Raw genomic sequence first — 20,214 nt, 5'->3', positions numbered from 1 at the left:
CGTCAGGCTTTCTTCGCTTCCGCCAGCACAGATTCTATCGTGCGCTGAACCAGGGTGATCTTAAAGGCGTTCTCGTGGGTGGTCTTGGCGCCGGCCAGCAATTGGGCGGCCACGGCCTTGCCGCCGCGCGCCATGCTGTCGTCGGCGCCCGGCATGCGCCAGGGCTTGTGGGCGACGCCGCCCAGCGCGACCCGGCCGGTGCCGTCCGGCTGGACGACGGCCGCCACCGAGATCAGCGCGAAGGCGTAGGACGAGCGGTCGCGCACCTTGCGGTAGAAATGCTTGCCGCCCAGCGGCTTGGGCAACGTCACGGCGGTGATCATCTCGCCCGGCATCAGCGTGGTTTCGATATGCGGCGTCTTGCCCGGCAGGCGGTGGAATTCAGCCATCGGAATGCTGCGGGTCGAGCCATCGGGACGAACGGTCTCGACGACCGCGTCCAGCAATTGCATGGCGACGGCCATGTCGCTCGGATGCGTGGCGATGCACTCATCGCTGACGCCGACAATCGCGTGGTTGCGGCTGTGTCCGGCGATGGCCGAGCAGCCGCTGCCCGGCGTGCGCTTGTTGCAGGCCTGGTTGGTGTCGTAAAAGTACGGGCAACGGGTACGCTGCAGCAGGTTGCCGGCGGTGGTGGCCTTGTTGCGCAGCTGCGCCGAGGCGCCGGCCAGCAAGGCGCGGGACAGCACGCCGTAGTCGCGGCGGATGCGCTCGTCGGCGGCCAGGTCGGTGTTGCGCACCATGGCGCCGATGCGCAGCCCGCCCTGCGGCGTGGCTTCGATCTTGTCCAGGCCGACGCCGTTGACGTCGATCAGGTGGGCCGGCGTTTCGATCTCCAGCTTCATCAAGTCCAGCAGATTGGTGCCGCCAGCGATGAACTTGGCGTTGGGCGTGCGCGCGGCGAGGGCTGCGGCTTCGGCCGGCGACTGCGCGCGCTGATAGGTAAAGGCTCTCATGCGGCGCTCCCGGCGACTTCGCTGATCGCGTCGATGATGTTGGAGTAGGCGCCGCAGCGGCAGATGTTGCCGCTCATGCGTTCGCGCAATTCGGTGGCGTTGAGCAACGGACGCGCGGTCAAATCGGGGCTGACGTGGCTTGGGATGCCCTGCTTGATCTCCTCGATCGCGGACACGGCCGAACAGATTTGTCCCGGGGTACAGTAGCCGCACTGGTAGCCGTCGTGCTTGACGAAGGCGGCCTGCATCGGATGCAGCTTGCCGGGCGTGCCCAGCCCCTCGATGGTGGTGACCTTGGCGCCTTCATGCATCACGGCAAGGGTCAGGCAGGAATTGATGCGGCGGCCGTCGACGATCACCGTGCAGGCGCCGCACTGACCGTGGTCGCAACCTTTCTTGGTGCCGGTCAGGTGCAGATTCTCGCGCAGGGCATCGAGCAAGGTGGTGCGGGTGTCGAGCTCGAGCTTGCGGACTTCGCCATTGACCTGGAGCGACACCTTGGCCAGCACCGGCGGCGCTGCGGCGCTGTTGGCCGCGCCCGCCGTGCCTTGGGCGTTTGAAGCGGATGGCACGGCCGCCGCCGTCGCCGACAAGGCGCCCGCGATCAGCACGTCGCGCCGGGAAATTTTTACTTGGCTTAGGTCGTCCATTGTGTTCACGTCCTGTTGGCTAATGTTTAAAAGGCCTTCTCTGGATGAGGCAGTCTTATTAATATTAAGCGCATTCGGAACGGTTGATTCGCACTGTTGGATCAGGCAATGGAGCCGTTGTTTTAGGCAATCGGACCGGGTTCAGCCTCCCATCGCGCGGATCTCGTCCATCGTAAAACCGGCCTGCACCCGGGCCTCGACATTGAACGGGCCGCGCAATGCGGGGGCGCGGTAGCGCAGGGCCAGGTCGGCATAGGCGGCCCCCGGCTCCAGGCCGTTCTGATCGCACAGATACCTGTACCAGCGGTTGCCAATCTCCACATGGCCGATCTCGTCGCGCAGGATGATGTCGAGGATGTGCGCGGCGGGCATATCGCCAGCCTGGGCCAGCTTGGCGCGCAGCGGCGGATTGGCGTCCAGGCCGCGCGCCTCCAGGGTGCGCGGCACCAAGGCCATGCGGGCCAGCACGTCGCCGGTGGTTCGCTCGACCATCTCCCACAAACTGTCGTGGGCGGTGAAATCGCCGTATGTGTGACCCAACACACCCAAGTGCGCAACCAGCAGAGAAAAATGCAACGCTTCCTCGTCGGCGACGCGCAACCAGTCCATGTAATAGCCGGCAGGCAAGTTCGGGAAGCGCCACAGCGCGTCCAGTGCCAAGTTGATGGCGTTGAATTCGATGTGGGACAGCGCGTGGATCAGCATGGCGCGGCCTTCGAGCGTGTTCATCGAGCGGCGCCCCACTTCGCGCGGCGGCACCAGATCGGGCTTTCGCGGGCGGCCGGGGATGGCGGCGGTGGCTTGCAGCATGGCGGCCGGGTCCGGCGGGCACAGGCCGGCGGCGGACGCGGCCGCCATCGCGGCGACGGCGGCGACCTTTTTGGTCGGATCGGGTTCCTGCAGGCAATGCAGCGCGTAGGCGCGCAGCTCGGTTGGAGCGAATTCGGGGCTGGGGGATGGGTGCATCGGATTAGGGGACTTACGGGAAAGGCGGCAGTGTACCACTCCCCCTCCCCGCTAGACGACGCCGGGCTCCAGCAACGTCAGTGTTTGCCGCGCGGTATCGAGCCGGGCCCGGACGCCGACCGGCATGGTGAATTGATGGCGGATGTGGCCGAAGGAATAGCCCGCGACGGCCGGGCGCGTCAGCGGCAGCAGGTGCTGGTCGACCGTCTCGTCCAGCGACAGGGCACTTTCACCGTCGATCCCCTCGCAGTTCTCGAAAATGCCCAGCATCACAGCGGCGGCGTGGCGGTACCCTTGGCTGAGCTGCAACTGCGTCATCATGCGGTCGACGCGGTACGGCTCCTCGTTGACCTCTTCCAGATACAGGATGGCGTCGGTGAAGTCGGCCGCATACGGCGTGCCGGCCACCGCGCTGAACAGTGACAGATTGCCGCCGATCAACCTCCCGGTCGCGATACCAGCATGGATGGTGCGGATCTTGTAGTTGGCGTGTTCCTCGCCGGCCAGCGCGTTTTCCGCCGACATCGCGATAGTGTAATTGTCGTGCGGCGTCATCAGCACGTTCCGCATATGCGTGACGGCGTACTCCGAGAACGTCGACGACGCCACCGGCCCATGGAAAGTCACCAGCCCGGCATGCTTGAGCAAGGCCAGGTGCAGGCAGGTGATGTCCGAATAGCCGATCAGCACCTTCGGATGGGCGCGTATCAGCCGGTAGTCGATGTGCTCGAGCAGAGAGATACAGCCTGAGCCGCCCCGTATCGCCCACACCGCCTTGATCTCCGGATCGAGAAACATGCCATGCAGATCTTCGAGCCGCTGCTGGACGGTGCCCGCATAGTTGCCGTAGACATAGTGGATGTTGTTGCTGACGCGTGCGCGCAAGCCCAGCGATTCGATATTGGCCACCGCCTTCGCCAGCGCTTCCTCATTGGTATGCCCGCCCGGCGCGATGATGCCGACGAGGTCGCCAGGCAACAATCGGGCGGGTTTCATCAGACGCATGGTGTTCCTCCGGCTGGACGACGGCGCAGCGGCGGCCGTCGCGCTTGTCCCCAGCGCGGCGGCTGCCAGCAGGTTGCCGAATTGCCGCCGGCTGAATCCCCCTGACATTACAGGAACTTATACTTCAGCAAGACGCTGAGCGAGCGGCCGCGCGGATCGGCGACACGCGGGTCCCAGCCGGCACCCACCACTTCGTCGACGTTGTGCGCCGTGAACGGCGGATCGGTGTCGAGGATGTTCTGGATGCCCACCGTGATCGTGGTGTTGCGGATGCCGCTGTAAGTAGCCGACAGGTCGTACTTGGTATAAGCCTTGACGTTGGGATTGAAGCCCGGCGGCGGCGGCGACTTGCCCGCGTTCGGCAACTGGTCCTTGTAGCCGGTGCTGTAGTTCTGGATCAGCATGGCGCTCCAGTCGCCTTTGGACAGGCTGAAGCTGGCGTTGTGCTTCCAGCGCAGATACAGGTCGCGGGTGTAGAAGTTGCCCACATATTCCTTGTATTCCTGCCCTTCGAACTCGGCGAACTTGAAGCTGTTGGTATAGGTGCCGTCGAGACTGAAGTTCCAGTTGTAATTGCTGAGCTTGCCTTCGCCGCGCAGGCTCAGGTCGGCGCCGCGCGTCTTGGCGCCGGCGGCATTGATCCAGCCCGCTTGCACATAGGCGATGGTATTGTCGGGATTGCGCACGATGTTCTCGGACAGTGCCGCCGCGTTGGCCAGCACCACTTGCGGCGTGCGGTTCAGGATGCGGTTGAGCGTGTTGATCGCCCAGTAATCCAGCGATGCCGAGTAACCCTTGACCGGCTCGAAGACGACGCCGAGGCTGCCCTGCTTGGAGGTCTCCGGCTTCAGCTTGGTGTTGCCGCCGGTCAGATATTCCAGGCGCGGAATGGCGCAGAAAGCCGGATTGCCCGGATTGGCCGGGCAGCCGATGGGATCGATGATGCCGTTTGGCAGTTCCTGCAGCAGGCTGCCGGAATACAGCTGCGTGAAGCTCGGCGCCAGGAAACCCTTGTTGGCCGAGCCGCGGAACAGCAGCGAACTGTTGGGCTGGTAGCGGAACGACACCTTGGGGTTGGTGGTATCGCCGAATACGCTGTAGTGGTCGCGCCGCACGGCCAGTTGCAGCTCCAGCTCCTTGGTGACGGGCACCAAGAGCTCGGTGTAAAAGGCCTTGATGTCGCGCGTCGCGTCGTTCAACGCCGCGTTGCCTGGCGCCAGCAAGATTTGCGTGGCGTCGACATCCTGCGCGAAGCTGTAGCCCTCGCGGCGCAGGTCGAAGCCGACCGCCATGGACATCGCCCCCGCCGGCAATTGCATCACCTCGCCGGAGATGTTGCCGTCGATCTGGGTCAGTTTTGTTTTGCCGTGCTGTAGCGGGCCGCGATAGCGGGTGGAGTCGATCAGCGCGATCGCCTCCGGCGTTTGCGACTGCCCCGGCGTCAGCCATGGATTGATGAGGCCGGTGCCCAGCGCAGCGTAGATCTTGCTGGTGTAGCCATAGCCGTTCAGCAGGCGGGTCTTGGTCTTGCTCTCGCCGTGGGAGACGCCGGCGCGGTAGTCCCACTTGCCCAGCAGGACGCCCTCGGCGCCGAGCAGCAGGCGGGCGTTGTCGGTGACGTTCTCCTGCTGGCGGTAGCCCCAGTCGTTGGCGCGCCATTTGTACGAGATCGGCTTGCTCTTGTCGAAGGTGGAAATATACTGCGACAGGTCCTGGTAGTAGGCGCCGCCGACGGGGTAGACGCCGCCGTTGGCCACGGTGGCGGAGATTTGCACCGGCGTCAGCTCCGAGATGGCTTTGTTGTGGCCGTACAGGGCCTCGACGAACACCTTGTGGTCCGGGCTGATCTGCACGGTACCGCGCGAGACCGCGTTCAGGCGCTCGACCGGGAAGCTGATAATGTAGTCGGCGCCATAGTCGTAGGCGCACGAGTAGGTGCTGCGGGCGGCGGCGGTAACGTCTCTCCACAGCGCGGTCTGGTATTGCGACATGCCGGGAATCGAATCGCACTTGCCCTGGAAGCTGAGCGGATTCGCCTGCAGATAGGTCGTATTGTCGCCGGGCATCTTGAAGCCGGCGCCCAGCGCGGTGCCGGGGCCATTGAGCTGGTTGGCGAAAGGCGTGCCGGTGGTGTCCGGCGACAGGCCGCGCGCCGGCTGGAAGCCGTTGGCGAACGAGCGCTCGCGCGAGCTGAGCTTTTCGTCGTTGTCGTAGGTGACGCTACCCATCAGGTTGTAGCCGTCGGTCTGCAGCGAGCCGGTGCCGCCGAGCAGCGACAGGCGGCGCTTGGCGCCGCCGCCCTCCTCGGTGAAGTTGCCGGTGTAGGACGCCTCCAGGCCGCGATAATCTGTGCGCAGGATGAAGTTGATGACGCCGCCGATGGCGTCGGTGCCGTAGATGGCCGAGGCGCCGTCCTTGAGGATCTCGACGCGGGCGATGGCGCCCAGCGGAATGGCGTTCAGGTCGACGGACTTGCCGCTGGCGCCGTAGGTGGCGATGCGGCGGCCGTTGAGCAGCACCAGGGTGCTGTTGGGGCCGAGTCCGCGCAGCGATGCGTACGAGGCGCCGCCGCTGACGCGGTCGGCGTCGGCGCCGAAGACGTTATTACCGGAAGTCATGTTGTCGGCGCCCGTGCCGTTGGCCGACAAGGTGCGGATTAACTGTTCTGTGCTGGTGATGCCCTGCTTTTCGATGGTTTCGTAGTTAATCACCTGCACCGGCAAAGCGCCCTCCTTGGCCACCCGCTTGATGCTGCTGCCGGTGATCTCGACCCGTTGCATGCTCGGTTCGCCGCTTTGCGCCAGCACCGGTCCCGATGCCGGGGCGACAACACCTATCAGCGCAATCATGTGCGCCAGTTTCTTAACCTTCACGGCCTCTCCCTTTGATGTGCTTGCGATCTATCGAGTCAGGCGGTTGCCGGCGTCATTGCGCCGCGCTGTCCCGCCAGTCCAGATTAGCCGCTCGACTTTGTCGCCATCCAATGAAAATAGCTTTTGAGGTTATAACTTTTAGTCATAAAGTGAGCGGCGCAGGAGGAGGATGCCAGCCGCTCTCAATTTACGGAATGGCATTTGTATCATTTTTGCCACGGAGTAAATAATAAAGTCTCTTCCAGCAACGCCCGCGCGGCCGTGCCGATACTGTCAGCCAAGCGGCGGGCGCCGTGCGACAGCGGCGCGTGGGCCGGAGTTAGTAAGTATAGCGGGATGGGAATGGCTGGCGCCCAGGGACGGCTTTGCAGGCGCCCGCGCCCGGAAGCGGCAGTGAACGGATCGACCACGGCCATGCCGCCGCCCGCCTCCACCAGCGAGCGGGCGATCTGGTAGGTTTGCACCACGGTGTGGACCGAGGGCGCGATGCCTTGCGCTTCGCAGGCGGCCTCCACCTGTGCGCCCAACGGATCGTTGTCTGTGTAGCCGATCAGCTCGCCTATCAGGCCGCAGGCCGATAGCGCTTCGCCCTCTTCCGCCGCCGACCAGCTGCCCGGCGGCGCGATCACCGTCATCACGCCCTGCGCGATCGGCTCGGCGATGATGCCCGGATGGCGCGGGTCCTGCAGCGACAGGCCGAGATCGGCCTCGCCGAGACGCAGCGTGTTGATGATCTCGCTGGTGTGGTGGGTCGCCAGCTCGCAGCGGGTGTCGGCGAAGGCGCGACGCCATGCGCTCATCGCCTGCGGCAGGACGCTGACGGCGATCGTCGGCGTCGCCACCAGGCGGATGGTTTCCACCGTGCGGCTTTTGAGGCTGGCGGCGAGGCGGCGGATGCCTTGCAGTTCGTGATGCAGCTTTTCCGTTTCCGCGAACAGGCGGTGCGCCTCCGGCTTGGGATACAGCTTGCCGCGCACCCGTTCGAACAGCGGCATGCCCAGTTGCAGTTCGCAATGTTGCAGCACCTTGGTAACGGCCGGCTGGGAAATGTGCAGCACCTGCGCAGCGCCGCTGATGGTACCGACTTGCATGATCGCGTGGAATACTTCTATGTGCCGTAACCGCATGGTCCCTCTTTCAATAACGCCTCTGCGCGCTACTGTAGCAGGAGTGCGGCGCGCACACTGCCGGCGCTGCGGTCGAGCAAGGCTTGCGCCTGCGGTATCGATAGCTGCTTGAGCAAGGCGACGATGGCGACTTTCACGTGGAAGCCGCATTGCTCCAGGGCCGCGCGGGCGCGGGCCTCGTCGGCGCCGGTGGCGTGCATCGTCAGCGCGACGGCGCGCTGGACCAGCTTGGAATTGCTCGGCTTCATGTCCACCATCAGGTTGCCGTAAACCTTGTGCAGCCTGACCATGATCGCGCTGGAGATGGTGTTGAGCACGATTTTCTGCGAGGTGCCGGCCTTCAGGCGGGTGCTGCCGGAAATGATCTCCGGCCCCGTATCCAGGGTGATGCCGATGCCGGCCCGCAGCACCAGCGGCGCGCCTGGATTGTTGGCGATGCCGACGGTCAGAGCCTCGCTGGCGCGGGCGGCGTCCAGCGCGCCCAGCACGTACGGCGTGGCGCCCGAGGCGGCCAGCAGCAGGACCACGTCCCTGGGACCGGGACGCAGCGCCGCGAGGTCGGCGGCGCCTTGGTCGGCGTCGTCCTCGGCGCCCTCGACCGCCTGGAACATGGCGCCCTTGCCGCCGGCCAGCAGCGACAGCGCCCGTTCGTGCGGCCATGAAAAAGTGGGATGCAGCTCGACGCCGTCCAGCACGCCAAGCCGGCCCGAGGTGCCCGCGCCCACGTAAATCAGGCGTCCGCCGGCGGCGATGCGGGGCACGGCCGCCTCGACGACGGCGCAGATCTGCGCGGCCGCATGGCGGACCGCCGCGATGGCGTTGAACTGGTCGGCGATCAGGGTCTCGACCAGGTCGGGCACCGGATATTGGTCCAGGCCGGCATGTTCCTGGCTGGGAATTTCGGTTCTGAGCATCGTCATGCCTCGATGGGTTCGATGCTGTCAGTGTAATCGCCAAACGCGTGCTTGAGGCATGAAACGTTGCCGGACGCGCATTCCTAAAGGTTATGGTGGCAGCGCCGGTTTTCATTGGCAACGGCGGCCAGGCCACGTTATTCTGTGCCGCGTACGGTGCGATGTGCCGCCGGGCATAGGAACAATATTGTTGTCAGCGGGAGACACTGAACCATGAGCGAGATCGTCGTCATCGGCGGCGGCGTGGTCGGCCTGACGTCGGCCTGGTGGCTGGCCGAGGCCGGCTTTCAGGTGCGCCTGGTCGAGCGCGAGGCGCAAGTCGGCAGCATGGCCAGCTACCGCAATGGCGGCCAGCTCAGCTATCGCTACGTGGCGCCGCTGGCGGACGCCGGCGTGCCGCTGAAGGCGCTGCAGTGGCTGTTCCAGCGCGACGGACCGCTGCGTTTTCGCCCCGAGGCCGACCCGCGCCAATGGCGCTGGTTCCTGCAATTTCTGCGCAACTGCAATGCCGACGTCAACCGCCGCACCACCGCCACCTTGCTGCAGCTGGGCGAACTGAGCCGCAATGCGATGGCGGAACTGTCGCCGCTGCTGCCGCCGTCCGAGTTCGCCTGGCGCGACGCCGGCAAGCTGATCGTGTATCGCAGCCGCGCGCTGTTCGAGCGCGCCGCCGGGCTGGCCGCCGCCGATGCCGAGATCTTGTCGCCGGCCGCCACTGTGGCGCGGGAACCGGCCCTGGCGGCGCTGCACAACGTGCTGGCGGGCGCCATCTTCAACCCCGGCGAAGCGGTGGCCGACTGCCACGCGTTTTGCCTGGCACTGGAACTGCGCCTGCGCGCGCATCCCAATTTTGTTGGCGTCGTCCACGCCGATGTGCACGCCTTGTTGGTCGAAGACGGCCGGGTGAGCGGACTCGACACTTCCGTCGGGCGCATGGGCGGCGATCATTACGTGCTGGCGGCCGGCATCGACAGCCGCGACCTGGCGGGGCGCGCCGGCATCTACCTGCCCTTGTATCCGCTCAAGGGCTACAGCCTGACGGCGCCGATACGCGCGGTCGACCGCGCGCCGGAAATCAGCGTGACCGACTTCGAGCGCAAGGTGCTGTACGCGCGCATCGGCGGCCGGCTGCGGGTGGCCGCCATGGTCGACCTGGTGGGCGCCAGGCTCGCCATCGAGCACGGCCGCGTGCAGGGCCTGATGCGGCTGGCAAGGGAAGCCATGCCGGGCGCGGCCGACTACGACAACGTCGAGACGTGGGCAGGCCTGCGTCCGGCCACGCCGGGCGGCGCGCCCATCATCGGCGCCACCCGCTACGACAACCTGTGGCTTAACGTTGGCCATGGCGCGCTCGGCTTCACCTTCGCCTGCGGCACCGCCAAGTTGCTGGCGGGCGCGCTGCGCGGCGAAACCCCGCCGTTCGCGCTGGACGGCCTCGGTTCCACGTAGGGCGGATTAGGCGAAGCCGTAATCCGCCAATGCGTGAGCCGTCGCAACGCAGGCATGGCGGATTACGCTGCGCTAATCCGCCCTACGTGTTTTAGAGGCGGTTCGACGTGATTGGCGGGTACACGAGTAGCACCTCGCTATGTTCTCCGGGAACTCATCCCCGTCCTACATCGACACCGCACGCGCACCTATACCTCTACCGTCGCGTTGGACGCATGATGAGCCTTGTTCCCGCGGCATGTATGACGGGATTTGTTCAACCACTTGGAGACCATCATGAGCTACCTAGACCGCGACACCTACGGCATTTACACCGACCTCGATAACGACCTCGACGTCAACAGCGGCCCCGGCCCCCGCCTGATGGGCGCAGACACGCTGATCGGCGAGGATGTCTACAACCGCCAGGAAGAAGACCTGGGCGATATCAAGGAAATCATGCTCGACATGCGCCAGGGCAAAGTCGCCTACGCGGTGCTGTCCTTCGGCGGCTGGCTGGGCATGGGCGACAAACTGTTCGCCGTGCCTTGGGAAGCCCTGCAACTGGACACCGTCAACAAGCGCTTCCTGCTGGACGTGTCCAAAGACCACCTGAAGAACGCGCCGGGCTTCGACAAGGATAACTGGCCCGACATGGCCAGCGCCGAGTTCAGCACCCAGCTGCACAACTTCTACGGTACCCAGCAAGGCGCCCTCGGCACCCGTACCGCCAGCGGCAGCGTGATGGGCGCGGGCAGCTCAAGCCTGCAGAGCGATCCAGGGTACGGCAGCCAGAGCGGCGTTGGCACCCAGACCGGCAGCCAGACCGGCTCCGGCTACGGCAGCACCGGCTCGGGCAGCGGCAACCTCTAATTGTTGAGGGGACAGCACGATTGCATTCTGTCCAACACAATTCTCAGCGCCAAGGTATGCTTCGTAGCGTGCCTTGGCGTTTTGCGTCCTTATCATCGACAGTGTAGTTATCCCAATAGTGTAAACGCACCAATATCGGGCATTTCCTCTGGCACACTTCTTGATAGAAGATAAAGGCACCCCACAGAGGAACGTTCGACATGGCAAAATTTTTCAACGAAATGACCGCTGACGGCCTGGCACACCATGCCAGCGCCGAGGTACGTGAACACTATCGCGAGTTTTGCGGCTGGCTCCAGCGCCAGTCGGCCGAAACCATCGAGCGAAAGCGGGCCGAGGCCGACCTGACCTTCCGCCGCGTCGGCATCACCTTTGCCGTCTACGGCGACGACGCCGGCACCGAGCGGCTGATTCCGTTCGATACGATCCCCCGCATCATCCCCGCCGCCGAGTGGAAAAAGATGGAAACCGGCCTGGTTCAGCGCGTGAAGGCGCTGAACATGTTCATCCATGACATCTACCACGACCAGAACATCATCAAGGCCGGCCTGATTCCCGCCGAGCAGATCTACAAGAACGCGCAATACCGGCCCGAGATGCAGGGCATCAACGTGGCCTCGGACATCTATGCCCACATCGCCGGGGTCGATATCGTGCGCGCCGGCGAAGGCGAGTTTTACGTGTTGGAAGACAATCTGCGCGTGCCGTCGGGCGTCTCTTACATGCTCGAAGACCGCAAGATGATGATGCGGCTATTCCCGGAATTGTTCGCGCGCAACAAAATCGCGCCGGTCGACCATTACCCGGACATGCTGCTCGACAACCTGCGCTCGGTCGCGCCCATGGGGATCAACGATCCGACGGTGGTGGTGATGACGCCGGGCATGTACAACTCGGCCTATTTCGAGCACGCCTTCCTGGCCCAGCAAATGGGCGTGGAGCTGGTCGAGGGCAAGGATTTGTTTGTCAGCGACAACACCGTATTCATGCGCACCACGCGCGGACCTAAGCGCGTCGACGTGATTTACCGCCGCCTGGACGACGATTTCCTCGATCCGCTGGCGTTCCGCCCGGATTCCTCGCTCGGCGTGCCGGGCCTGTTGTCGGTGTACCGCGCCGGCCGCGTGACCTTGGCCAACGCCATCGGCACCGGCGTGGCGGACGACAAGTCCATCTATCCTTTTGTGCCGGACATGATCAAGTTCTACCTGTCCGAGGAGCCGGTGCTCAACAACGTGCCGACCTACCAGTGCCGCAAAAAAGAGGATCTGGACTACACGCTGGCCAATCTGGGCGAGCTGGTGGTCAAGGAGGTGCACGGCGCCGGCGGCTACGGCATGCTGGTCGGCCCGGCGTCGACCAAGGCGCAGATCGAGGATTTCCGCCAGCGCCTGCTGGCCAAGCCGGACGGCTATATCGCCCAGCCGACCCTGGCGTTGTCGGCCTGCCCCACCTATGTGGAGAACGGCATCGCGCCGCGCCACATCGACCTGCGTCCGTTCGTGCTGTCTGGCAAGACCATTTCGATGGTGCCCGGCGGCCTGACCCGGGTGGCATTGCAAGAAGGTTCGCTGGTGGTGAATTCGTCGCAAGGCGGCGGCACCAAGGACACCTGGATACTGGAACGCTAAGGAGACACCATGTTAAGCCGTACCGCAGATCACCTGTTCTGGATGGCGCGCTACACCGAGCGCGCCGAAAACACCGCCCGCATGCTCGACGTCAACGTACAGACGTCGATGCTGCCCCAGTCCGACGAGGACAACGCCCACGGATGGCGGGCGATGCTCGGCATTTCGGAGCTGCAAGCCGCCTACGACGCCAAGCACAAGACCCTGGAGGCGCGCGAGGTTATCGATTTCATGGTGCGCGACCCGGATAATTCCTCGTCGATCGTCGCCTGCCTGACCGAGGCGCGCGAGAACGCCCGCGCCGTGCGCGGCACCCTGACCACCGAAGTGTGGGAAATCCAGAACCAGACCTGGCTGGACATGCAAAAGCGCCTCGACAGCGATTTGCTGGAGGACGATCCGAGCAAGTTCTTCGAATGGGTCAAGTTCCGCTCGCACCTGTCGCGCGGGGTGACCGTCGGCACCATGCTGCGCGACGAGGCCGTGCATTTCATCCGTCTCGGCACCTTCCTCGAGCGGGCCGACAACACGGCGCGCATCCTGGACGTCAAGTTCCATGGCGGCGGCGCCGAGGCCACCCGCAGCGAGGCCATGAGCCAGCACGATTTCTATTACTGGGGCGCGCTGCTGCGCTCGGTGTCGGGCTTCGAGATCTACCGCAAGGTGTATCGCGACGTCATCACGCCGGCCCGCATCGCCGAGCTGCTGATGCTGCGCGGAGACATGCCGCGCTCGTTGCTGGCGTGTATGGACGAGGTGGTGCAGAACCTGGCCGAGGTGCGCAACGACGTGTCGGCCGATACCGAGCGCCTGGCTGGGAGGCTACGCGCGGCGCTGCAATTCAGCAATATCGACGACATCCTGGAGGCCGGCCTGCACGAAACGCTGACCCGCTTCCTGGCCGACATCAACCAACTGGGCGACCGCGTCAGCCGCGATTTCCTGGTGCCGCTGGCGGCTTGAGCGAGAGGCTGGCAAATGCTCCTGAATATTCGGCATGCAACACGCTACACCTATACCGCGCCCCTGGCCTACACCATCCAGCAGCTGCACCTGACGCCGCGCAAGGAGCCGCAGCAGCATGTGCTGTCGTGGCATATCGGCATGCCCGGCCATGTGCATGCCTACACCGATGCCTACGGCAACCTGTCGCACATGATGACGATGGACACGCCGCACCAGGGCCTGGCCATCGTCGCCTCGGGCGTGATCGAGACCGTCGCGCCGCTCAAGGGGCGGGTGCCGAACGGCGACACGCTGTCGCCGCTGATCTTCACGGTGCCGACGCGCCTGACCGAGGCCGCACCAGGCATCCTGGAACTGGCCGCCTCCTGCCTGCCGCACGGCCGGGCGCAGAGCAAGGACCTGCTTTCGCTTGCCGAGCACATCTTTGGTGCGGTCCGGTATCAAAGCGGTGCGACCGTCGTCACCACCACCGCCAGCGACGCGTTGGCGCTGGGCGAAGGCGTGTGCCAGGATCATGCCCACCTGTTCCTGGCCTGCTGCCATGCGCACGGCATCCCGGCGCGCTACGTTTCCGGCTACATCGATCCCGAGGACACCGGGCACGCGGCCAGCCACGCCTGGGTCGACGCCTGGGCCGAAGACAAGGATTACGTCGGCTGGATCAGCATCGACGTTACGCATGCGCGCCTGATGACCGATGCCTATTGCCGTCTGGCCATCGGCCGCGACTACGACTCGGCGGCGCCGGTGCGCGGCGTGCGGCGCGGCGGCGGCCAGGAATCGATGGAAGTCGATGTGAAAATTGGGGCCAGGTAATTACCACGTGTAAAATAGTCGTACTTTTATTCAATACTTTACGACGATGACTTATTGTGTGGGCATGCGCCTCGATGCCGGGCTGGTGTTTTTATCGGATTCGCGCACCAACGCTGGCGTGGACCAGGTCGGCACGTTCCGCAAAATGAGCGTGTTCGAGGTGCCCGGCGACCGTATGATGGTCATGATGACCGCCGGGAACTTGTCGATTTCGCAATCGATCCGCCAACTGGTGTCCGAGCAGGCGGCCGCAGGCAGCAGCCTGTGGGACGCGCCGAACATGTACGAGGCCGCCCGCATCCTCGGCGACGCCGTGCGCCGGGTGCATGAGCGCGACGCCAGATCGCTGGCCGAGTTTGGCATCGACTTCAACGTCAGCATTATTTTCGGCGGTCAGATCAAGGGCGAGCGCTGCCGCCTGTTCCAGATCTACTCAGCCGGCAATTTCATCGAATCGCACGACGAGAACACCTATTTCCAGATCGGCGAGGCCAAGTACGGCAAGCCGATCCTCGACCGCGTGGTGACGCCGGCTACCAGCCTGGACGATGCCGCCAAGTGCGCGCTCATTTCGATGGATGCGACCTTGCGCTCCAACGTCTCGGTCGGCCTGCCGCTCGATTTGCTGGTCTACGGGACCGACGCGCTGGCGGTCACGCATTTCGTGACCATCGACGAGCGCAACCAGTATTTCCAGATGATCCGCAACACCTGGGGCGACCAGCTCAAACGCGTGTTCGAGGGCCTCGACAATCCGCTGTGGAACGCGGCGCCCGAGGCTACCAGCAACGTGCTGCACGCGGCGAAGACGGGCGGCAAGCCGGTCCGTGTCGTCCCGCCGGCCGGTACCGCGCCGGCCGCGTCCATCGTGCCGCTGCAGACCTTGGCGCAGCAATTCAACAACGGTCAACAGTAGTGTATTGATCTGGCTTAATCCGAGCCCAGTAAGTTTAAGTATGTTCGAACAATCTGTACGGCAACATCGCGCGTCAGTGTATTATTAGTCAATCAATGTCGTTGTGGAGCGCCGCATGTCTGAAACCAGTCCGTCTGGACCCGAAGAGAACGTATTCTCAGTCGCCACCTTGCTCAAATACATGGGCAACGACGACAAGGCGCTGGCGATCGTCTCCAAAATCGTCCGTGACGCCTGCGCGCCCGGCATGGCCCCTTTTCAGCAGGCCGGCGAAGCGATCCGGGAGGAGCGTCTGGTCGATGCCGGCAAGATTTTCCACAGTCTGCGTGGGTCCATCGGCACGCTGGGGGCGAAGCGCCTGGTGGCGTCGTCGCTCAAGCTGGAGCAGGCGCTGGCCGAGCGCCAGACCGAGCACATCCCTCACCTGTTCGCCGAACTGGAATCCGAATACCAGCTGGTCCTGCGCCAGGCTGCGGATTGGCTGCTGCATAACGCTCCGCTGGACGGCAAGACGACCCGGGCATAAGGCCGGGTTCCTTCTTCGCGAGGACGTTCTGTCATTGCGCGATTCCGCACTAAATCTTCCAATCCCCCTTGTAAGCTTGCTAAAAATCGTAACGAACGGTCATGTTGCAGCGCACACTGGTATGCTCCGTTTGGGCGCTTTTTGCCGGGTTAACGAATGGTTACAATTGTTACCCTGATTCGCCACTTGCAATCCGAAGCGCCAAAGTGTTCATGTTAATATCGCCACCATCCAAAAGGCGCGCGAACCACGGCGTTGCTGCGCGGGATGTGCGACATGGATTTTGACGATGTCGTAAGCTCTCGCACACGAAATTAGTCTCTGCGTAGTATTGCGTAAGAGACAATTTGCCGAGATGCAAGTATAATGGTGCGTTGCGTCTTAAACGGCGATTACCAAGGGTAACTAAAATATGGATTTATTCAACAAGTCAGGTGTGTTGGTATCGTCGGTTCTGGTTCTGGTCGGGGCGTTGATCGCCTGCCAGGCGCAGGAAGGTACCGTACCCGCCTCGACCGTGATTGAAGCCGCCGCGATGCAAATCGGTCCGCAGGGCCAACCGGCGGCGGAGCGACGTTTACAGGAATGGGCAGACCAGGGCTCCGCGGTGGCCCAGCGCGAGCTGGCATTGCGGTATTTGTCCAACCCGGCCAAGCGCAACGAGGCGATCGCTTTGTTCGAACGCGCGGCCAGCGCAGGCGATGCCCAGGCGGCCGTCGGTCTGGTCGGCATGGCGCACGAAGCCGGCGACGGCATGGGTGGCGCCGGCGCCGCCAACGCGGCGCGCACGGCAGGCCGCGTGATCAAGGAAGCGACCAGCGTCAACTACGCGCCGCGCTAAGTTCCCCGCGAGTCCCCTCATCCGGGCATCAAACCGCTTCACCTCAGGGTGCGGCGGTTTTTTTTTGCCCGCGCGCCTCGCCAGCGATACGCTTGGGGCATCGACGACCAGCCTGCAGCCATAAAAATCCGTTTTTCCATTTGAGGCAGATCAGGCGACCTGCCATGCGTCGGACCATACTCCGAAGTGCCGCGCGTCCGGATCTGCGCGACGCTGGAGGAAAGGCGACGATGGATCAACTGACCGAGCAAGCACAATTCCAGGAACAGCTGTTGGCCTTTACCCGCCAGCACCGGGCCGGGCATTGGACCGGAAGTTTCTCGCAGTTCATGGAGCAGGTCTTGCCGGCCTCCCCCTGCCAGTTAGCGCGCAGCTCCCATCAGTACATCTGGGACATGCTGCGCTGGAGCGGCAAGCAGGACCCGAACGGCAAGCTGCGCTGCAGCCTGTTCGCGGACGAGCTGTTCGGCATCGACGACGCCCTGGCGCGCGTGGCGGACTATTTCAAGGCCGCCGCCGCCGGCTCGGAGGTCGGACGGCGCCTGTTGCTGCTGCTCGGCCCCCCTTCCGGCGGCAAGTCCACCCTCGTGATCAGGCTGAAACGGGGCCTCGAGGAATACAGCTACACCGACCAGGGGGCGCTGTACGGCATCGCCGGCTGTCCGGTGCATGAATCGCCGTTGCACCTGGTGCCGCACACAATGCGCTCCGGCTTCCGCGACACCTATAACGTCGAGGTCGCCGGGGAACTGTGCCCCCACTGCCGGGCACGCCTGGAGCACGAGCTGGCCGGCGACTTCCTGCGCATGCCGGTCGAGCGCATTTTCATATCCGAGGCCGGCCGCAGCGCCATCGGCACCTATGCGCCGCACGATCCGAACACGGCCGATATCGCCGACCTGGTCGGCTCGGTCGACCTGTCCAGGGTGGCCGAGTACGGCGACGAGGGCGACCCGCGCGCGTGGTCGTGGTCGGGCGCCGTGTACGCGGCCAGCCGCGGCATGCTGGAAATGATCGAGATCCTGAAGGTCAAGCGCGAATTCCTGTATCTGCTGCTGACGTTAACACAGGAAAAAAACGTCAAGGTGGCGCGCTTTCCCCTGATTTATCTGGACGAGACGATATTGGCGCACACCAACCTGGCCGAGTTCCGCAAATTTCTGCAGGAGAGCGAAAACGAAGGCTTGCTCGACCGCATGGTCATCGTGCAGGTGCCGTACACCCTGAATTTCCGCGAGGAGGCGCGCATTTATCACAAGCTGATCCTGGCTGCGGCGGCGGCCTTCCGCAGCGTCCACCTCGACCCGCACGTGCTGCACGCGGCGGCGGTGTTCGCCGTCCTGACTCGCCTGCACGAGGGCGAGGACCGCGACAACGAACTGGCGCGGCGCGTGCGCATCCACGCGGGCGAGGACGTCGACGGCGTGCATCACTCGGAGGCGCTACGCGTGCGCAACAAGGAAAAGGCGCCGGACGAAGGCCTGTCCGGCGTGTCGCCGCGCTTCGTCATCAATGCCCTGTCGAACGCCATCATCCAGTCGCAGCGCAGCAGCCTGAGCACGATGGACCTGCTGCTGGCGCTCAAGGACGGCATCGAAAGCGACGCCCGCATCGAATCGGCCCGCAAGCGCAAGTGGGTCGACTATCTGGTGCTAACGCGCAAGGAGTTCTACATGCCCAGCGCCCCCATGCTGAACACCAGCACCAGCGCGAACGCCAGCGCCGGCGGATACAGGCTGGCCCCCGGCGACGGCGCGCCTTGCCGCCACAGCGGCGCGCTGGCGACAGCGGCCGTCAATAACACCAGCAGCTCCAGCATCAGCAGCATGAAGGCCATTTTCGACACGTAATGATGAAATATTCTGATCACAATAAGCTCCCTGCCGCTCTGACCGGCGGAACTTTCATGATGGAGACAAGCAGGTCCGTTCGCTTTGCGCGCCCACAACCGCAAACCGGCGCTAGCGCAAACCGGGCTCAGAAAATGGGAAAAACCGGCAAAAGACCAGCAAAAAACGGGGGAATATGACGAAGGTGTGACAAATAGACTATAGTCATGCTTCCTTACAGCATTTCACATGTGATCATGAAATTTGATGTTGCAATCGTCGGCAGCGGATTGGCCGGCCTCTCGGTCGCCCTGCACCTGGCCGAAACGCGCACAGTCGCGATTATCTCCAAACGCGCGCTCAAAGACGGCGCCAGCAACTGGGCGCAAGGGGGCATCGCCGCCGTGCTCGATTCCGGCGACAGCCACACCCAGCACATCGACGACACCCTGATCGCCGGCGGCGGCCTGTGCGACGAAAGCGCCACGCGCTACATCGTCGAGCACGGCCGCGAGGCGATCGAATGGCTGATCGCGCAGGGCGTGCCGTTCACGCGCGACTCGTCGGCCGAACTGGGCTTCCACCTGACCCGCGAAGGCGGCCACAGCCAGCGCCGCATCATCCACGCGGCCGACGCCACCGGCCACGCGGTGCAAGTCACGCTGGAGGAAAAAGTCCGCGCCCATCCGAACATCACCTTGTTCGAGCACCACTGCGCGATCGACCTGATCACCTCCGACAAGCTGCATCCGGTCAAAAAAGGCCATTCCCAGCCGAAATGCTACGGCTTGTACGTCCAGGACGAGAAATCGGGCCAGGTGCTGACCTTCGCCGCCGAGCATACCGTCCTGGCCACCGGCGGCGCCGGCAAGGTCTACCTGTACACCACCAATCCGGACACCGCCAGCGGCGACGGCATCGCCATGGCCTGGCGCGCCGGCTGCCGCATCTCGAACATGGAGTTCATCCAGTTCCACCCGACCTGCCTGTACCACCCCTACGCCAAATCGTTCCTGATCACCGAGGCGATCCGTGGCGAGGGCGGCCTGCTCAAGCTGCCGCCGGAAGCGGGCGCCGCCGCCGGCACGCGCTTCATGCTGGCCCACGACGAGCGCGCCGAGCTGGCGCCGCGCGACGTGGTGGCCCGCGCGATCGACTTCGAGATCAAGAAGCGCGGCCTCGACTACGTGCACCTGGACATCAGCCACAAGCCGGCCGAATTCCTGATCGAACACTTCCCGACGATCTACGCGCGCTGCCTGGAGCTGGGCATCGACATCACCAAGCAGCCGATCCCGATCGTGCCGGCCGCGCACTACACCTGCGGCGGCGTGGTGACCGACCTGTTCGGCCGCACCGACCTGCCCGGCCTGTACGCCGTGGGCGAGACCGCCTGCACCGGCCTGCACGGCGCCAACCGCCTGGCCAGCAACTCGCTGCTCGAATGCGTGGTCATCGGCAGCGCCTGCGCGCGCGACATCGCCGCCAAGGAAAAAGGCGAAGTGCCCTACCTGCCCGATTGGGACGAAAGCCGCGTCACCGACGCCGACGAGGAAGTGGTCATTTCCCACAATTGGGACGAGCTGCGCCGCTTCATGTGGAACTACGTCGGCATCGTGCGCACCACCAAGCGCCTGGAACGCGCGCAGCACCGCATCGCGCTGCTGAAGGAAGAAATCGACGAGTACTACCGCAACTTCCGCATCACGCACGACCTGCTGGAACTGCGCAACCTGGTCGACGTGGCCAACCTGATCGTCAACAGCGCGCTGCAGCGCCGCGAAAGCCGGGGCCTGCATTTCAGCCGCGACTATCCGGAAACGTTGCCGAAGGCTTTGCCGAGCATCCTGATGCCGCCGCGCCGCAATTAGGGACGGACATCTTGACGGTCACCGTA

17 protein-coding genes are annotated in these 20,214 nt (G+C 64.3%); 10 read left to right on the top strand and 7 right to left on the bottom strand.

The genetic code is table 11. The features are described 5' to 3' along the window. Positions 1 to 2 precede the first annotated feature (2 nt). From NHH88_17615 to NHH88_17585, 7 genes are all read right to left on the bottom strand, one after another. Positions 3 to 956, bottom strand: coding sequence for a xanthine dehydrogenase family protein subunit M (locus tag NHH88_17615; GenBank protein USX11531.1), 954 nt, complete (start codon positions 954 to 956; stop codon positions 3 to 5). Beyond that, positions 953 to 1,606, bottom strand: a complete 654-nt coding sequence (gene paoA / locus NHH88_17610; GenBank protein USX11530.1) for an aldehyde dehydrogenase iron-sulfur subunit — start codon at positions 1,604 to 1,606, stop codon at positions 953 to 955. Before paoA ends, NHH88_17615 begins: the two co-directional genes overlap by 4 nt. Positions 1,607 to 1,747: 141 nt before the next feature. Beyond that, positions 1,748 to 2,572 (bottom strand): ferritin-like domain-containing protein, encoded by an 825-nt coding sequence (locus NHH88_17605; protein ID USX11529.1) that lies wholly within the window; start codon positions 2,570 to 2,572, stop codon positions 1,748 to 1,750. Between the two features lie 51 nt (positions 2,573 to 2,623). Further along, positions 2,624 to 3,577, bottom strand: coding sequence for an LD-carboxypeptidase (locus NHH88_17600; GenBank protein ID USX11528.1), 954 nt, complete (start codon positions 3,575 to 3,577; stop codon positions 2,624 to 2,626). Between the two features lie 107 nt (positions 3,578 to 3,684). Then, positions 3,685 to 6,450, bottom strand: a complete 2,766-nt coding sequence (locus NHH88_17595) for a TonB-dependent receptor (protein USX11527.1) — start codon at positions 6,448 to 6,450, stop codon at positions 3,685 to 3,687. A gap of 206 nt (positions 6,451 to 6,656) precedes the next feature. Then, positions 6,657 to 7,541, bottom strand: coding sequence for a LysR family transcriptional regulator (locus NHH88_17590; GenBank protein USX11526.1), 885 nt, complete (start codon positions 7,539 to 7,541; stop codon positions 6,657 to 6,659). Positions 7,542 to 7,606: 65 nt separating this feature from the next. Continuing rightward, the gene (locus NHH88_17585) at positions 7,607 to 8,491 is read right to left on the bottom strand and encodes an N-acetylmuramic acid 6-phosphate etherase (protein ID USX11525.1); all 885 of its coding nucleotides are present in this window, start codon (positions 8,489 to 8,491) and stop codon (positions 7,607 to 7,609) included. A 213-nt stretch (positions 8,492 to 8,704) separates the two neighbouring features. Between NHH88_17585 and NHH88_17580 the strand changes: the two genes are divergently transcribed. The 10 genes from NHH88_17580 to nadB all read left to right on the top strand — a co-directional run bounded on the left by NHH88_17580 (position 8,705) and on the right by nadB (position 20,188). Next, complete coding sequence (locus NHH88_17580) at positions 8,705 to 9,940, top strand: D-amino acid dehydrogenase (protein USX11524.1); 1,236 nt, start codon at positions 8,705 to 8,707, stop codon at positions 9,938 to 9,940. 276 nt (positions 9,941 to 10,216) lie between these two features. Continuing rightward, positions 10,217 to 10,792, top strand: coding sequence for a PRC-barrel domain-containing protein (locus tag NHH88_17575; GenBank protein ID USX11523.1), 576 nt, complete (start codon positions 10,217 to 10,219; stop codon positions 10,790 to 10,792). Positions 10,793 to 10,992: 200 nt separating this feature from the next. Beyond that, positions 10,993 to 12,423 carry a circularly permuted type 2 ATP-grasp protein gene (locus tag NHH88_17570; protein ID USX11522.1) on the top strand — a complete coding sequence of 477 codons (1,431 nt, stop codon included), beginning with the start codon at positions 10,993 to 10,995 and terminating at the stop codon, positions 12,421 to 12,423. A gap of 9 nt (positions 12,424 to 12,432) precedes the next feature. Then, a complete protein-coding gene (locus tag NHH88_17565) occupies positions 12,433 to 13,386 on the top strand; it encodes an alpha-E domain-containing protein (protein USX11521.1) in 954 nt (317 codons plus the stop codon). A gap of 15 nt (positions 13,387 to 13,401) precedes the next feature. After that, entirely contained in the window at positions 13,402 to 14,205 is an 804-nt protein-coding gene (locus tag NHH88_17560; protein ID USX11520.1) for a transglutaminase family protein, read from the top strand. Between the two features lie 46 nt (positions 14,206 to 14,251). Then, the gene (locus NHH88_17555; protein USX11519.1) at positions 14,252 to 15,121 is read left to right on the top strand and encodes a proteasome-type protease; all 870 of its coding nucleotides are present in this window, start codon (positions 14,252 to 14,254) and stop codon (positions 15,119 to 15,121) included. A gap of 115 nt (positions 15,122 to 15,236) precedes the next feature. Then, positions 15,237 to 15,647, top strand: coding sequence for an Hpt domain-containing protein (locus NHH88_17550; protein ID USX11518.1), 411 nt, complete (start codon positions 15,237 to 15,239; stop codon positions 15,645 to 15,647). 412 nt (positions 15,648 to 16,059) lie between these two features. Then, a complete protein-coding gene (locus NHH88_17545; protein ID USX11517.1) occupies positions 16,060 to 16,488 on the top strand; it encodes a hypothetical protein in 429 nt (142 codons plus the stop codon). A 230-nt stretch (positions 16,489 to 16,718) separates the two neighbouring features. Then, positions 16,719 to 18,338, top strand: a complete 1,620-nt coding sequence (locus tag NHH88_17540; GenBank protein ID USX11516.1) for a serine protein kinase — start codon at positions 16,719 to 16,721, stop codon at positions 18,336 to 18,338. A gap of 236 nt (positions 18,339 to 18,574) precedes the next feature. Next, positions 18,575 to 20,188, top strand: coding sequence for an L-aspartate oxidase (gene nadB / locus NHH88_17535; protein ID USX11515.1), 1,614 nt, complete (start codon positions 18,575 to 18,577; stop codon positions 20,186 to 20,188). Positions 20,189 to 20,214: the final 26 nt, after the last annotated feature.

Source organism: Oxalobacteraceae bacterium OTU3CAMAD1 (genome assembly GCA_024123915.1).
Classification (GTDB): domain Bacteria; phylum Pseudomonadota; class Gammaproteobacteria; order Burkholderiales; family Burkholderiaceae_D; genus Rugamonas.
Note: the sequence above shows the minus strand (reverse complement) of the source record. Positions and strands in the feature narration are given on the sequence as shown.